The sequence below is a fragment of the Bacteroides sp. 1_1_30 genome (assembly GCF_020982715.1).
Classification (GTDB): Bacteria; Bacteroidota; Bacteroidia; order Bacteroidales; family Bacteroidaceae; genus Bacteroides; species Bacteroides xylanisolvens.
In genome coordinates this window covers 37,391-52,180 of sequence record NZ_JAJKHN010000047.1, presented here as the reverse complement: position 1 = coordinate 52,180, position 14,790 = coordinate 37,391, and the positions used below count along the sequence as shown (strand labels likewise).

The 14,790-nt window shown below is 42.4% G+C and carries 12 protein-coding genes; 9 read left to right on the top strand and 3 right to left on the bottom strand.

Annotated elements, in window-relative coordinates; genetic code table 11:
• Positions 1–234: 234 nt before the first annotated feature.
• Positions 235–846 (bottom strand): HU family DNA-binding protein, encoded by a 612-nt coding sequence (locus LPH68_RS15005; RefSeq protein WP_004314474.1) that lies wholly within the window; start codon positions 844–846, stop codon positions 235–237.
• 603 nt (positions 847–1,449) lie between these two features.
• Between LPH68_RS15005 and LPH68_RS15000 the strand changes: the two genes are divergently transcribed.
• The 7 genes from LPH68_RS15000 (at position 1,450) to LPH68_RS14970 (ending at position 10,911) form a co-directional block, all read left to right on the top strand.
• The gene (locus tag LPH68_RS15000) at positions 1,450–3,534 is read left to right on the top strand and encodes a BT4734/BF3469 family protein (RefSeq protein WP_004314475.1); all 2,085 of its coding nucleotides are present in this window, start codon (positions 1,450–1,452) and stop codon (positions 3,532–3,534) included.
• 81 nt (positions 3,535–3,615) lie between these two features.
• Positions 3,616–4,740 (top strand): ATP-binding protein, encoded by a 1,125-nt coding sequence (locus LPH68_RS14995; RefSeq protein ID WP_008770438.1) that lies wholly within the window; start codon positions 3,616–3,618, stop codon positions 4,738–4,740.
• Between the two features lie 120 nt (positions 4,741–4,860).
• Entirely contained in the window at positions 4,861–6,696 is a 1,836-nt protein-coding gene (locus LPH68_RS14990; RefSeq protein WP_008770437.1) for an ABC transporter ATP-binding protein, read from the top strand.
• A 29-nt stretch (positions 6,697–6,725) separates the two neighbouring features.
• The gene (locus LPH68_RS14985) at positions 6,726–7,529 is read left to right on the top strand and encodes a polysaccharide deacetylase family protein (RefSeq protein ID WP_004314478.1); all 804 of its coding nucleotides are present in this window, start codon (positions 6,726–6,728) and stop codon (positions 7,527–7,529) included.
• Positions 7,526–8,482: a glycosyltransferase family 2 protein gene (locus LPH68_RS14980; RefSeq protein WP_004314479.1), complete on the top strand. Its 957-nt coding sequence runs from the start codon at positions 7,526–7,528 to the stop codon at positions 8,480–8,482. Before LPH68_RS14985 ends, LPH68_RS14980 begins: the two co-directional genes overlap by 4 nt.
• Entirely contained in the window at positions 8,466–8,885 is a 420-nt protein-coding gene (locus LPH68_RS14975; protein ID WP_004314482.1) for a GtrA family protein, read from the top strand. The genes LPH68_RS14980 and LPH68_RS14975 overlap by 17 nt, the downstream gene beginning before the upstream one ends.
• Before the next feature lie 46 nt (positions 8,886–8,931).
• The gene (locus tag LPH68_RS14970; RefSeq protein ID WP_151923436.1) at positions 8,932–10,911 is read left to right on the top strand and encodes an LTA synthase family protein; all 1,980 of its coding nucleotides are present in this window, start codon (positions 8,932–8,934) and stop codon (positions 10,909–10,911) included.
• On the opposite strand, the gene LPH68_RS14965 is transcribed toward LPH68_RS14970, so the two are convergent.
• Together LPH68_RS14965 and LPH68_RS14960 are read right to left on the bottom strand one after the other, a co-directional pair.
• A complete protein-coding gene (locus LPH68_RS14965) occupies positions 10,898–12,670 on the bottom strand; it encodes a glycosyltransferase family 39 protein (RefSeq protein ID WP_009039144.1) in 1,773 nt (590 codons plus the stop codon). The two genes, LPH68_RS14970 and LPH68_RS14965, sit on opposite strands and share 14 nt — an antisense overlap.
• A 29-nt stretch (positions 12,671–12,699) precedes the next feature.
• Positions 12,700–13,335 (bottom strand): viroplasmin family protein, encoded by a 636-nt coding sequence (locus tag LPH68_RS14960; RefSeq protein WP_008024073.1) that lies wholly within the window; start codon positions 13,333–13,335, stop codon positions 12,700–12,702.
• Positions 13,336–13,474: 139 nt separating this feature from the next.
• Between LPH68_RS14960 and LPH68_RS14955 the strand changes: the two genes are divergently transcribed.
• Positions 13,475–14,077 (top strand): nitroreductase family protein, encoded by a 603-nt coding sequence (locus tag LPH68_RS14955; RefSeq protein WP_230296968.1) that lies wholly within the window; start codon positions 13,475–13,477, stop codon positions 14,075–14,077.
• A 115-nt stretch (positions 14,078–14,192) separates the two neighbouring features.
• Positions 14,193–14,720: a shikimate kinase gene (locus LPH68_RS14950; protein ID WP_008642722.1), complete on the top strand. Its 528-nt coding sequence runs from the start codon at positions 14,193–14,195 to the stop codon at positions 14,718–14,720.
• Positions 14,721–14,790 lie beyond the last annotated feature (70 nt).

Here is a 14,790-nt window from a genome sequence, read left to right as displayed (position 1 = left end):
AAAGTGAGTAAAAAGGGATAATTATTAACTTGGAAATAAAGAGATAAAGAATTTACCACCAAATTTGACGAAGAACCGGAAATAAGATATTCATTTCTCATATTCTCATAGATTTGATTTAAATAGCAGATAATTAATAAAGTAAGCTATGAGAAATACTTTTAAAATTGGTATTTCTCATAGTTTTATTCGCAAATAGACCTTGATTTGGCTTATTTCTCATACCTGTTGAACTCATTTCTCATAATGGCCCGGTGTTGGTATATAAATAGGCTGTGTGGGCTTACCTATATTCTGTAAGTTGCCTTGTGCTTTTAGGCGACGGATTTGTCTACTGGCCATACTTTGAGTGAAACTGCAGAGCGACTGCATATTACTACGGGTTAATACAGGATGAGTTGCAAAATAGGCAGTAAGTTTCTTGTCGATCTCTTCTTCTGAAAGAGAAGCCGAATGTGGCTTGTATTTCGAACGTCGTAAGTGACTAGTCATGCACAAACTCTTTAAATCTCTGTCAGCCTGGAAATTAATGGACTTAAGTTTCACTTTGTCAGCACGAGTGGTAAGCGAGTGCACGGGTTCGGTAGCTTGCAATGTAATCTGGAAATAGCCGATTCCATCCAGATGTACTCGTTCTCCCTCGCACAGATGGTTGCCCATGCATCTACTCAATTCCATTAACATGGCTTCTACTTCTGCTTTCCCGAAAGTAGTTGCCATGTGGATTTCTCTTGCCAGCTTTTGAGTGGTCACATGTTGAAAATTAACCACCCGTGGGTGATAACTAGGTTCTTCCCCTTCTTTTTCCGGTTGGGGATTCTTATAAAACTCGAATTGTATTGCCATCTTTGTTTTAATTTAATGGTTATTTATATGTTATGTACTGATGCTCTTAGTGTATCTTGCTTTTATTCTTTTATTATTCAACCGCCATCCTGATTGTTCCACTACAGTGAACGGTTCTTTTCACTCTAGTAGACAGAACTTTTTACTGTAGTGAACAGGTCTGTGCACTCCAGTGGAACGATTGGGATGCTCTTTCAAAGATACGACATTATTAGGTGAAAAACAAGTAATTAACTAGTTGTTTGCATGAAAGAAATAGCTAGCTGTTTTCTAAGATAAGCTTGGCGGATAAACAGGAGAATAGTTGTGTCTGACTATGAGAAATACCCTGAAAGAGTATGAGAAATAGCGGTTTTTTGAAGAAAATCGATGAGGATAGTATGAGAAACACCTGTTTTAAAAACGTTTCTCATAATGTACTTCTTTGATTATATGTGCTTTATCTGAAATCTATGAGAACATGAGAAATAGAATTGAAAAATCTTTTCTAGTAGAAAGATGAAATAAGTATTCTCTGAAAAGTTGTTTGTGTGGAATATTTACAGTATATTTGTATCGTAATAATCGCCCTACAAAACACATGCAGGACAAATAAATAAAGTAATGAGAATAACACTGGTAAGAGACGATGGCAAGGTGAACACTATGCGTACGTTGAGAATTGAACAGCTCGTGGAGCAAATGAAAGTGGAAACTAAAACACAGCCTGTCTCAAAAATGAGAGAAGTCCTGCCTTTTATGCTTCCGGGTGATAAAAATGACTATGTACAGAAAGTGCCGAAGCTGATACCTGCAGCCGCCTTTTTTCGCAAAGGCGGCATAACGACGATGAGTGAATACAACGGAATTGTGATGATTCAGGTCAACAACTTGTCCGGACGTATGGAGGCGGATGAGGTGAAAGAACGGGTAAAGGAGCTTCCGCAGACTTACTTAGCTTTCACCGGTTCTTCCGGAAAGTCTGTGAAAGTATGGGTACGCTTTACTTATCCCAATGATCGTTTGCCGACAACTAGTGAAGAAGCGGAGCTTTTTCATGCGCATGCCTATCGGTTGGCAGTGAAATTTTATCAGCCACAACTTCCTTATGATATTGAACTGAAAGTACCTTCGTTGGAGCAATATTGTCGTTTAACTTTTGACCCGCACTTGTATTTTAATCCCGAAGCAATGCCTATTTATATGAAGCAGCCTGCCGCTATGCCGGGTGAGGTGACTTATCGCGAACGGGTACAAACGGAAACTTCGCCATTGCAACGGCTTGCGCCGGGATATGAAAAGTGTAATGCACTTTCTGTCCTTTTCGAAGCTGCTTTTGCACGTGCGTTGGATGAAGAGACTGATTATCAACCGGAAGGAGACAAACAATCGCTGTTGATCAACCTCGCAGGACATTGTTTCCGTGCCGGTATTCCAGAGGAAGATACAGTGCGATGGTCTCGTGCTCATTATCGCTTGCCGAAGGACGATACATTGGTTCGGGGAACCGTGCGGAATGTATACCGCACTTGTGAGGGATTTGCGAGTAAAAGTAGTCTGTTGCCGGAACAATTATTTGTCATGCAGATGGATGAGTTTATGAAACGGCGTTATGATTTTCGTTTCAACCAGTTGACATCACAAGTGGAATGTCGCGAACGGAACAGTTTTAATTTTTATTTTCATCCGGTGGATAAACGGTTGATGGCAAGTATTGCAATGAATGCACATTATGAAGGGCTTAAGCTGTGGGATAAAGACGTGGTACGTTACCTGAATTCGGATCATGTGCCGGTTTATCAGCCTATCGAGGAATTTCTTTATGACCTTCCTCATTGGGATGGTAAGGACCATATCGGCGATCTTGCCAAGCGAGTTCCTTGCGATCATCCTCATTGGGCGCAATTGTTTCGTCGTTGGTTTCTTAGTATGATAGCGCATTGGCGTGGAATGGGAAAGAATCATGCAAATAGCACTTCTCCTATATTGATAGGTCCACAGGCTTATCGTAAGTCTACATTTTGCCGGTTGATTTTGCCTCCATGCTTGCAGGCTTATTATACGGATAGCATTGATTTCAGCCGGAAGCGGGATGCCGAGTTATACTTGAATCGCTTTTTATTGATTAATATGGATGAGTTCGATCAGATTGGCATCAATCAGCAGTCTTTCCTCAAGCATATTCTGCAAAAGCCCGTTGTCAACACACGACGACCGAATGCTTCGGCTGTGGAGGAACTTCGTCGGTATGCCTCTTTTATAGGAACGAGCAACCATAAAGATTTGCTGACGGATACTTCCGGTAGTCGCCGTTTTATCGGTGTTGAGGTGACAGGAGTGATTGATGTGGTCCGTCCTATTGATTATGAGCAATTGTATGCGCAGGCAATGGCACTGCTGCGTAGTAATGAACGCTACTGGTTTGATGAGAAGGAAGAAGCGATTATGACGGAGGCGAACCGGGAGTTTGAGCAGTCGCCAGCAATCGAGCAGTTATTCCAGGTGTATTACCGGGTAGCGGAAGAGGAAGAAGAGGGAGAATGGTTACTTGCTGCAGATATACTTCAGCGGATACAAAAGGCAAGTAAAATGAAGATTTCTTCCGGGCAGGTTAATTATTTCGGGCGTATTTTGCAGAAGCTGGGAGTAAAGTCATTCAGGAAAACACGCGGAGTTTATTATCATGTGGTGGCTGTTGGGCAAGGGTGATGATGAAATAATGCACGAGATGTGCATTTTATTATTTTATAATAATTATCTTTGCGTAATAACGTGAGATATACGAAGACTATGATAAGAAATCCTTTTATAACAAGTGGATATGTGTCTGCTGATTATTTTTGTGACCGTCAGCAGGAAAGCGAACAGTTGGTACGCGAAGTGATGAATGGGAATAACCTGGCTCTTGTCTCTACCCGACGAATGGGAAAGACGGGCCTGATCCGTCATTGCTTTCAGTTTCCTGAAATTAAGCAGGACTATTACACCTTCTTCATTGATATATATGACAGCCGGTCATTGCGCGACTTGGTATTTGCACTTAGTAAAGAGATTTTGGAAGTACTGAAACCTATAGGGAAGAAAGCTTTGCATGGTTTTTGGGAATGTGTGAAATCTTTGCAGGCCAGTATCTCTTTTGATGTGAATGGTATGCCTTCTTTGAATTTGGGATTAGGAGATATACAAGCTCCGGCTACTACGCTCGATGAAATCTTCCGGTATTTAGAGCAAGCGGATAAGCCTTGTTTGATTGCCATTGATGAATTTCAGCAGATTACCGGATATGCAGAGAAAAATGTAGAGGCTACTCTCCGGACTTATGTGCAGCATTGTAATAATGCGCGTTTCATTTTTGCCGGGAGCCAGCGGCATGTGATGGGGAATATGTTTTTGACGCCTTCCAGACCTTTTTATCAAAGTGTGTCAATGATGCATTTGGAAAGTATTCCTTTAGAAGAATACATTCGTTTTGCATGTATGCATTTCAAACGTGCAGGCAAAGAAATGGAAGAAAGTGCTGTTACCACAGTTTATCAACAGTTTGAAGGAGTCACATGGTATATACAAAAAGTATTGAATACACTTTATGATATGACCCCGGAGCACGGAGTCTGTAAAGTGGAAATGGTGTCAGAGGCTATTCGGCAGATTATTGATTCATTCAGATATACTTATTCGGAAATCCTTTTTCGTTTGCCGGAAAAGCAAAAGGAGTTACTGATTGCTATCACTAAAGAGGGAAAAGCGAAAGCTATCACTTCCGGTGCTTTCATAAAGAAATACAGACTGGCTTCAGCCAGTTCTGTGCAGGCAGCATTGAAAGGATTATTAGAAAAGGATTTTGTGACCCAGGAAAAGGGAGTGTATCAAATATATGATCGTTTCTTGGGTATTTGGTTGAAAGAGAATTATTGAGTCGTTTTTTGTTTGTTGAAACGTGCTTTTCGATAAATCGCGTTAATAATTAGCTGAAACTACTGCCTGTTAATCAGTTTTATTGTATCTTTGCGGTCTTAACTTTTTTAATGGTAAATAATGAAGGAATTTCTACAACTAATGCGACGTTTCGTGTCGCCTTATAAGAAGTATATCGGCTGGGCTATTTTGCTGAATATTTTGTCTGCTGTATTCAACGTGTTCTCATTTACTTTTTTGATTCCTATTTTGAGTATTCTGTTTAAAACAGAAGGAGCGGATAAAGTATACCATTTTATGGAATGGGGTAGTGGTGATTTAGCAGATGTTGCCAAGAATAACTTCTATTATTACATATCTCAAATGATAGTGGATAATGGTCCCACTGTGGCTCTTATTTTCTTGGGATTGTTCCTGATGGTGATGACATTGTTTAAAACCGGTTGTTACTTTGCTTCTTCAGCTGTGATGATTCCATTGCGTACAGGAGTGGTACGTGATATTCGTATTATGGTATATGCTAAGGTTATGCGTCTGCCAATGTCTTTTTTCTCTGAAGAAAGAAAGGGGGATATCATAGCCCGTATGAGTGGTGACGTGGGAGAGGTGGAAAACTCCATTACTAGTTCGTTGGATATGTTGATGAAGAGTCCAATCCTGATTATTATATATTTCGTGACATTGGTTGCTGTTAGTTGGCAGTTGACTCTTTTTACTATTATTGTATTGCCGGGAATGGGCTGGTTGATGGGAGTGGTCGGAAGAAAACTGAAACGCCAGTCACTGGAAGCACAGGCAAAGTGGAGTGATACGATGTCGCAATTGGAAGAAACACTGGGAGGTTTGCGCATCATCAAGGCTTTTATTGCGGAAGATAAAATGATTAACCGCTTCACCAAATGTAGTAACGAACTTCGGGATGCAACAAACAAGGTTGCTATACGTCAGGCTATGGCACATCCGATGAGTGAGTTTTTGGGAACCATTCTGATTGTAGCCGTACTGTGGTTTGGTGGTACATTGATTTTAGGCAAGAATGCCACGATTGATGCTCCTACATTTATCTTCTATATGGTTATCTTGTATAGTGTAATCAATCCGTTGAAAGACTTTGCTAAAGCAGGATACAACATTCCGAAAGGTTTGGCTTCTATGGAACGTGTTGATAAAATCCTGAAAGCAGAGAATAAGATTAAAGAGATTCCGAATCCGAAACCGTTGAAAGGTTTGAATGACAAGATTGAATTTAAAGATATTTCTTTCAGCTATGATGGTAAAAGAGAGGTACTGAAACATGTAAATTTGACAGTTCCCAAAGGAAAAACGATTGCACTGGTTGGACAGTCTGGTTCCGGTAAATCTACCTTAGTCGATTTGTTGCCACGTTACCATGATGTACAGGAAGGTGATATTACCATTGACGGAACGAGCATCCGCGACGTGCGTATTGCTGATTTGCGTAGTCTGATTGGTAATGTAAACCAGGAAGCTATTTTGTTTAATGATACATTCTTCAATAACATTGCTTTTGGTGTGGAGAATGCGACAATGGAACAAGTGGTAGAGGCAGCAAAGATTGCCAATGCACATGATTTCATCATGGAGAAACCGGAAGGATATAACATGAATATCGGTGACCGTGGTGGTAAATTGTCCGGTGGTCAGCGCCAGCGTATCAGTATCGCCCGTGCCATCCTGAAGAACCCTCCGATTCTGATTCTCGATGAGGCTACTTCTGCATTGGATACCGAATCAGAACGTCTCGTGCAGGAAGCGTTGGAACGTTTGATGAAAACACGTACAACGATTGCTATTGCCCACCGTCTTTCTACTATTAAGAATGCAGATGAAATCTGCGTGTTATATGAAGGAGAAATTGTAGAACGTGGTAAGCATGAGGAACTTATAGAATTAAACGGCTATTACAAACGCCTGCATGATATGCAACAACTGTAATGCAGCAATTGTAATTTTTTGATAATGCAATGATATTATTAAGTTTTGATACAGAAGAATTTGATGTACCTCGTGAACATGGCGTAGACTTTCCGCTGGATGAAGCGATGAAAGTATCAGTCTATGGTACGAACCGGATACTGGACTGCCTGAAAAAAAACGGGGTGAAAGCTACCTTCTTCTGTACAAGCAATTTTGCAGAAAATGCGCCGGAGGTGATGCGGCGCATTATGGACGAAGGACATGAAGTGGCTGCGCATGGATGTGACCATTGGCAGCCGCAGGCTTCCGATGTCAGCCGTTCAAAAGAAATCTTGGAACGTCTTACCGGCAGAACGATAGAAGGCTATCGCCAACCGCGTATGTTTCCCGTATCAGATACAGAACTTGAACGAATGGGGTATGTGTACAACTCCTCACTGAATCCCGCATTTATCCCCGGAAGATATATGCATTTATCAGAGCCGCGTACCTGCTTTATGACAGGCAAACTACTTCAAATCCCGGCTTCTGTAACTCCATGGATTCGTTTCCCGCTATTTTGGCTGTCTTGTCATAATCTGCCGATGTGGCTTTATCAAAGCCTGGTAAACCGGGTATTGAAACATGACGGATATTTTGTGACCTATTTCCACCCATGGGAGTTCTATCCGTTGGGTGAACATCCTGAATTTAAAATGCCTTTTATCATCCGCAACCATTCCGGCAAAGGAATGGAGGAACGTTTGGATATGCTTATCCGCAACCTGAAAGAAAAAGGCTATCCTTTTATGACTTACTCGGAGTTTGCGCAGATAAAACTGGCTGAACTAAATAAACCGGACGAAAAATGATTAAATTGGCTATTGTATCCCCCTGCTATAATGAGGAGGAAGTGTTGGAAGAGTCAACCACCCGTTTGACAGCTTTGTTTGATGACTTGGTGGCGAAAAAAAAGATCAGTGCCGACAGTTTTGTGCTCTTTGTGAATGATGGCAGTAAAGATCGTACATGGAGCATTATTAAACAACTGCACCGGACGAATCCATATATAAAAGGAATGAACCTGGCTCGCAACGTAGGACATCAGTATGCCATCATGGCCGGTATGATGACCGCTAAAGACTGGAGCGATGCCGTTATTACCATTGATGCCGATTTGCAGGATGATCTGAATGCGATTGAGGAGATGATCGATGCTTATACACAAGGATATGATGTCGTATACGGGGTGAAAGTATCCCGCCAGGCAGATCCGATGCTGAAACGTCTTTCCGCAACCGCTTTTTATAAATTACAGCACCGGATGGGAGTAGAGACAATCTACAATCATGCGGATTTCCGTTTTTTGAGTAGGAGAGTACTGGAACAGCTGTCTCATTATCAAGAACGTAATGTCTATTTGCGTGGTATTATCCCATTGCTGGGTTTTCCTTCTACTACGGTAGATGACGTAATCCGGGAACGGACAGCCGGAACCTCCAAATATACAGTAAGAAAGATGTTCAGCCTGGCCTTGGACGGAATAACCTCTTTCTCGGTGAAGCCTATTTACGGTATTGTTTATCTGGGAATTATATTTGTTTTTATCAGTATACTGATAGGAATTTATGTATTGTATTCTTTAATTTCGGGTACGGCAGAGCATGGCTGGGCATCTTTGATGTTGTCTGTCTGGTTTGTCGGTGGAATTGTTCTAATGTCAATAGGAGCTGTCGGGTTGTATATTGGGAAAATCTATAAAGAAGTAAAACGTCGTCCGCTCTATAATGTGGAAGAAGTACTATACGATGACCAAGATAAGTAAAGCTATATTTGACAGGCATCCGGACTGGCGGGATAAGTTCTGGCAATTCGTTCGTTTCGGAGTTGTCGGCACTGTATCCTCGGCTATTCATTACGGAGTGTATTGTCTGGTTTTACTGGTTGCAAACGCCAATATCTCTTTTACGGCAGGTTATGCCGTCGGATTTATTTGCAATTATTTCCTGACTACCTTTTTTACTTTTCGTTCCAAGCCCTCGTCTCGCAATGCGGTTGGGTTTGGCTTTAGTCATCTGATTAATTATCTGCTTGAGATTGGTTTGTTGAATCTCTTCCTTTGGATAGGGGCAGGCGAACTTCTGGCGCCGATACTGGTGATGATAATTGTAGTACCTATCAATTTCCTAATTCTTCATTTCGTTTATATCTACAAAGGGAGAAAATAATTTTATTAAATCTCTTTCATTTAATTCATAAAAAGAAAAGGCTATTATGAAACGTTTTCTAAATCTTATTGTATATATACTTACGATACATGTTTCGGCTTTGCTGATCGCAGGACTGTTTCGCCTGGTACTTTTTATCTCATCCTATCATCAATTGACTTCTGAAGCCTTGTCGGATAAGAGCCTTTCAATGCTTGCTTTTGTGCATGGTGTCTGGTTTGATAATGTGATCGGTTGTTACATACTTCTGTTGCCGCTGGCAATTGCGGTGGTGTGTGGAGTCTGCAACTACTATGGGAAAGCATTGTTCCGTTTCTTCACAATCTTTTTCAGTGTGTTTTATGGACTGGTCTATTTAATCAGTGCGTCGGACATACCCTACTTTGCCTATTTCTTTAAGCATATCAATTCTTCTATATTCGAATGGTTCGGTTATGCAGGAACTACTGCCGGAATGATATTGGGAGAAAGTGCCTATTACTTGTCCATCGGATTATTCCTGCTCTTCTTGGCCGGGTTCATAGTATGGCTTGTCTGTCTGTCGCGTTATTTCCATCGTCGTAGCCTTACCATTTCCGCTTCGTTCCCATTTTGGAAGAGAGGAGTTGTGCTTCTGGTCGGAGCTTGTCTGATCGGCCTTTGCATCTTTGGAATTCGGGGGCGTACAGGTTATAATCCGATCAAAGTGAGTGCGGCATATTTCTGTCAGGATGCTTTTCTGAATCAATTGGGAGTAAGTCCGACTTTTAATCTGTTGACGAGTGTGATGGATGATATGCGTCCTGAAAATAAATACTTGCATCTGATGGATGAGCAGGAAGCCATAACTAAGGCGCAAGCTCTGCTCAATCGTCAGGGAGAGGTAGCTGTCTCACCGTTGGCTGTGTACAGACATGCTTCAAAAGCAGATAGTGTGCAGCAAGGTCGCCCCAATGTTGTACTGATTATGATGGAATCCATGTCCAGTAAACTGATGAAGCATTTCGGGCAATCAGAAACGCTGACTCCTTTCCTGGATAGTCTGTATACCCGTTCTATTAGCTTCCGTAATTTCTATTCGGCAGGAATCCATACGAATCATGGTTTGTATGCCACCTTATATTCTTTCCCGGCGATGATGAAACGAAACCTCATGAAAGGCTCTGTCATTCCCCGCTATTCGGGACTGCCTACTGTCCTGAAAGAAAACGGTTATTATAACCTTTTCTTTATGACGCACGAAGGGCAGTATGATAATATGAACGCTTTTTTCCGGACAAACGGCTATGATGAAGTGTTCTCACAAGAAAATTATCCGGCTGATAAGGTTGTGAATAGCTTCGGAGTACAGGATGATTTCCTGTATGATTATGCAATTCCGGTATTGAATCAGCGGGCTGCCACCGGAGAGCCTTTCTTTGCTACTTTGCTGTCCATCAGCAATCATCCGCCGTATGTGATACCTCCTTTCTTCCATCCGAAAACGAGTGAACCCGAGACGCAGATTGTTGAGTACGCGGATTGGGCTTTGCGTAAGTTTTTTGAAGAGGCACGTAAACAGTCCTGGTTTGATAATACGATATTTGTGTTGGAAGGAGATCATGGCAAATTGGTGGGAGACGCCGAATGTGAGCTGCCGGAATCTTATAACCATATCCCGCTGATGATTTACTCCAGCCGTATTCATCCGGAAGAGAAAAACACTTTTGGAGGTCAGGTAGATATACAGCCTACGATATTGGGGCTGTTGAATATTGATTATCTACAGAATAATTTTGGAGTAGATTTGCTGAAAGAAGAACGTCCCTGTATGTTTTATACTGCCGACAATATGATTGTGGGACGCAATGATACGTTATTGTATCTTTTTAATTACGAGACGCAGCAGGAGTTTACTTATCATATAGACAATGGCAAATTGAAAGCCGTTCCGATGGATGATCGCTTTTTGCCTTTAAAAGAATATAGTTTTTCCATGCTCCAATCGGCAGAGTTCCTTGTGAAGCATGGAAAAACGGTAAATTCTGTCCCTTTTACTCAACAATAGGAGTAGTTTCGGTTTTTTCAGGCTGTTCGTTTTTAACGAACTTGTATACTTTGGCTATTTGCCGGAGCACTCGTTTAGGAGATTCGTAAACCTGTTCGAACTGATACCCCTCTTTCTCAAATTCAGGAAGATATTTCTCTGCGTCATTGGTGCCGATCAACAAGAAACCTTTGGCAGGACGTTTTTGGTAGAAGTTGTCGAGACGGTTATGCAGGTAGAAATTAATCTCGAAGTAATGTACAGGGTCACCTGCTGCATGCAGACTTTCTTCAATGAATTCGTACATAGTCCCTTCGCTTTCCGGCGCAATCTTTTCGATCTCTGCAGCGACGAATTTGACGGATTTCGAATTTAATGCTGCCGGCTGATAAGCACCGTCCAATGCAAGGTATAATCCCATGGTAAGCACGACGAGGGCATACAGGAAGCGGTTGCTCAATGCATGTTTCCGTTGATAGAACCACCAGTAGATACCGAGGACGGTAGGAACGGCAATCAGCAACAAGGCTCCTGCACCGCTGATATTTTGTATGGCGCGCATGAAATTAATGTTGTCCTGTGCGTGACGGCCGTGGAAGATTGTTTCAGGGATGAGCCCGCATTTTAATACAATGAAGCAAGTGAACAGCAACAGGCTGATTACCGCAAGAATACTTCCATATACTTTGATGACTTTGGATTGCTTCTTGACCAGATAAAATAGATATTTGGCAAGGAAATAAGCAATGAAAGGATAGATAGGCATCAGATAGACGCTGCGTTTGCTCTGCGGAATGCAGTAGAAAACGAAGATGACGACAATACTGGTGAAAGAGAATAAATCCACCGGATCCATATTCTTTATCCAAGCAGTGAAACGTTTCCACCAAGCGGCAGGCTGGATATTGAATTTATGGTAAGTCAGGCTGAACAGGGAAAGTACGACTAACAGTGTCCAGGGAACATATCCGGCAAACAAGGTCACGAAATTATAGTGCCAGGGGTTCACGCATGAATTATAGCTCATGGTATTGGTCATGCGACCGAGGTTTTCCTCCATCACTAATGCGATGAATTCTTCTCCACCTTGTTGGTAAGCAGCTACGTACCAGCAGATAGGCAGGATGAGAGAAAGGATAGCCCAGGCGGAAAGTAGCAGGAATGCCTTGAAGAAGTTGACACCCCGGAGTAACAAGAATATGCCTACAACTAAGCATGGAATGATAGTACCTACCGGTCCTTTAGTCAGTGTTCCGCAACTCATCAGGAGAATGGCCAGCCAGGGAATACCTTTAAGCCCCTTCTCATACCATCTGTAGAGACAATATAGAGCGCCAACGGTGAGCGCTGTCAATACCATGTCCACCCGGCAGTTGGCTCCGGCCCGGTGTAATTCGAAATTAGTCAGGGTAATAAAGGCGGCCAATAACGCCAGTTGCACTCCTTTTCTTTTGGCAAAGAACAGAAAGCCGCAGAGAGTCATGGCAATCAAGGCGATGGCGGACGGCAGGCGGGAGGTCATTTCTGTGACTTGCCCTCCGTTCACTACTGCTGATACAGCAGCGATGCTCCAATGGAAGAAAGGCGGTTTGTAAGCCATTTCTCCTCCGTTGTTTCTGGGTAAGATCCAGTTTCCGCTATCCAGCATGGAATAGGAAACAATAGCTTCGCGAGGCTCACCTTTCGTGTGGTATTCCGACAAGCCGAGGAAAGGCAGGATAGTAACTACGCAAATGACTAATAACAGCCAGAAAGCTTTGTTTGAAGTCAATGTTTTCATCTTTTCTTATGATTGAAATTTATGTTCTTTTATTTTCTGCCGAAGTCGGCCGGAATTTCTCCCCATTCTTTCGTTTCCCATTTCAGGATACGAGTGGTATATGTATTTTCCCGCAACCATTTTTCTGCCCGTTCGATCAATAAAAACAGTTCTTCCGTTTCCGGAGTGCGGGGGAGCTTGGTTTTGCACTTCTTCTGTCGTACCCAGCTGATCGCATTGGCGCTATCACTGTAAATAGGCATGTCGAAACCTTTGTTCTTCAACAACGCCAACCCGTGTACGATGGCTAGAAACTCACCGATATTATTCGTGCCTTTCATCGGGCCGAAATGAAAAATTTCCTGCCGGCTGGCAATGTGTACTCCACGATACTCCATCGGTCCCGGATTGCCGCTACAGGCTGCATCGACTGCCAGGCTATTGTCGATCACGCAAGAGGGTAAAGTATCTGACGAAGGTTTGGAACCTCCTGATTTAGACTTTGCGTTTTTGCCGATATAAGCGTATGGAGACATTGTCAGCGCGCGTTCCGCTTCTTCGCGCGTATCGAATGATTTGTATTTGGCAGCTTCGTATCCTTTGATTTGAAGCTGGCAGTCTGTCCAGGAAGTGTAAATCCCGGGTGTGACGCCTTCCCATACGACATAAAATTTTTGTTTTGCCATTTTTCTGACGATAAATTTAGATAGTCAATGAATTGACGCTGCGAAGGTACAAATATATTCTCTAACTGAACAAGTTAGGGGGGATACTTGTTATAAAAAAAAGAGAGTTTTAAGAATATAAAATAAGAAAGGAACTATGATGGAAAGATCTTTTAGTGAAGCTTTGAAACAACGTCGGACTTACTATTCAATTACTAATCAGTCACCTATATCCGATCAGGAGATCGAATGTATCGTTAATATGACCGTGTGTCACGTACCGTCAGCATTCAATTCGCAGACTACACGTGTGGTGCTCCTGTTGGGAGAATCTCATAAGAAACTGTGGCAGATCGTGAAAGATGCATTGAAGAAGATTGTACCGGCTGAAGCTTTTGTAAAGACAGAAGAGAAGATAGATCATTCCTTTGCCTGTGGCTACGGAACTGTACTGTTCTTTGAGGATCAAAAAGTAGTGAAAGGACTTCAGGAGGCTTTCCCGTCTTATCAGGAGAATTTCCCGGGATGGTCATTGCAGACTTCTGCCATGCACCAGCTGGCTATCTGGGTGATGCTTGAGGATGTAGGTTTCGGAGCATCGCTGCAACACTATAACCCGTTGATTGATGAAGAAGTGCGCCGTGCATGGAACTTGCCGGAACATTGGCATCTGATTGCGGAAATGCCGTTCGGACTTCCTATTGGCAAACCGGGTGAAAAAGAATTTCAGCCGCTTGAAGAACGGGTGAGAATCTTTAAATAAATCGGGAATGAAGAATGAATAATGAAGAATTGGATGGCATAATGGCTAAAATTCTTCATTCTTCATTCTTCATTCTTCATTAAATGATTAATTTTGTGAGCAAAATTAGTCATTTATGGTTCGTATCTTCCTTACCGGCTATATGGGTGCCGGAAAAACGACGCTGGGTAAAGCATTTGCCCGGCAAATGAATATACCGTTCGTTGATCTGGACTGGTATATCGAAGAGCGTTTTCACAAAACCGTTGGAGAATTATTCACTGAACGAGGCGAAACAGGATTCAGGGAACTGGAGCGGAATATGCTTCATGAAGTAGCCGAGTTTGAGAATGTGGTAATTTCGACGGGAGGTGGAGCGCCTTGTTTTTTTGATAATATGGACTTTATGAACCGGACCGGAAAGACGGTTTTTCTCGATGTGCATCCGGATGTGCTGTTCAGACGCTTGCGTGTGGCTAAACAGCAACGCCCTATTCTTCAGGGGAAAGAGGATGACGAACTGAAAGCGTTCATCGTTCAGGCGCTTGAGAAACGCGCACCTTTTTATCACCAGGCACAATATATCTTTAATGCAGACGAATTGGAAGACCGTTGGCAGATTGAAGCATCGGTGCAACGTTTGCAACAACTTCTTGGATTATAATCTGTGCCTAAATTGTATATCAGACTTTATTTTTTTGATACTCTGTTATTGTTCATTCAGTCAATATTAG

Coding starts and splice junctions, on each gene's coding strand:
- LPH68_RS15005 (WP_004314474.1), bottom strand. CDS start 846: ATGGCAATACAATTCGAGTTTTATAAGAATCCCCAACCGGAAAAAGAA.
- LPH68_RS15000 (WP_004314475.1), top strand. CDS start 1,450: ATGAGAATAACACTGGTAAGAGACGATGGCAAGGTGAACACTATGCGT.
- LPH68_RS14995 (WP_008770438.1), top strand. CDS start 3,616: ATGATAAGAAATCCTTTTATAACAAGTGGATATGTGTCTGCTGATTAT.
- LPH68_RS14990 (WP_008770437.1), top strand. CDS start 4,861: ATGAAGGAATTTCTACAACTAATGCGACGTTTCGTGTCGCCTTATAAG.
- LPH68_RS14985 (WP_004314478.1), top strand. CDS start 6,726: ATGATATTATTAAGTTTTGATACAGAAGAATTTGATGTACCTCGTGAA.
- LPH68_RS14980 (WP_004314479.1), top strand. CDS start 7,526: ATGATTAAATTGGCTATTGTATCCCCCTGCTATAATGAGGAGGAAGTG.
- LPH68_RS14975 (WP_004314482.1), top strand. CDS start 8,466: ATGACCAAGATAAGTAAAGCTATATTTGACAGGCATCCGGACTGGCGG.
- LPH68_RS14970 (WP_151923436.1), top strand. CDS start 8,932: ATGAAACGTTTTCTAAATCTTATTGTATATATACTTACGATACATGTT.
- LPH68_RS14965 (WP_009039144.1), bottom strand. CDS start 12,670: ATGAAAACATTGACTTCAAACAAAGCTTTCTGGCTGTTATTAGTCATT.
- LPH68_RS14960 (WP_008024073.1), bottom strand. CDS start 13,335: ATGGCAAAACAAAAATTTTATGTCGTATGGGAAGGCGTCACACCCGGG.
- LPH68_RS14955 (WP_230296968.1), top strand. CDS start 13,475: ATGGAAAGATCTTTTAGTGAAGCTTTGAAACAACGTCGGACTTACTAT.
- LPH68_RS14950 (WP_008642722.1), top strand. CDS start 14,193: ATGGTTCGTATCTTCCTTACCGGCTATATGGGTGCCGGAAAAACGACG.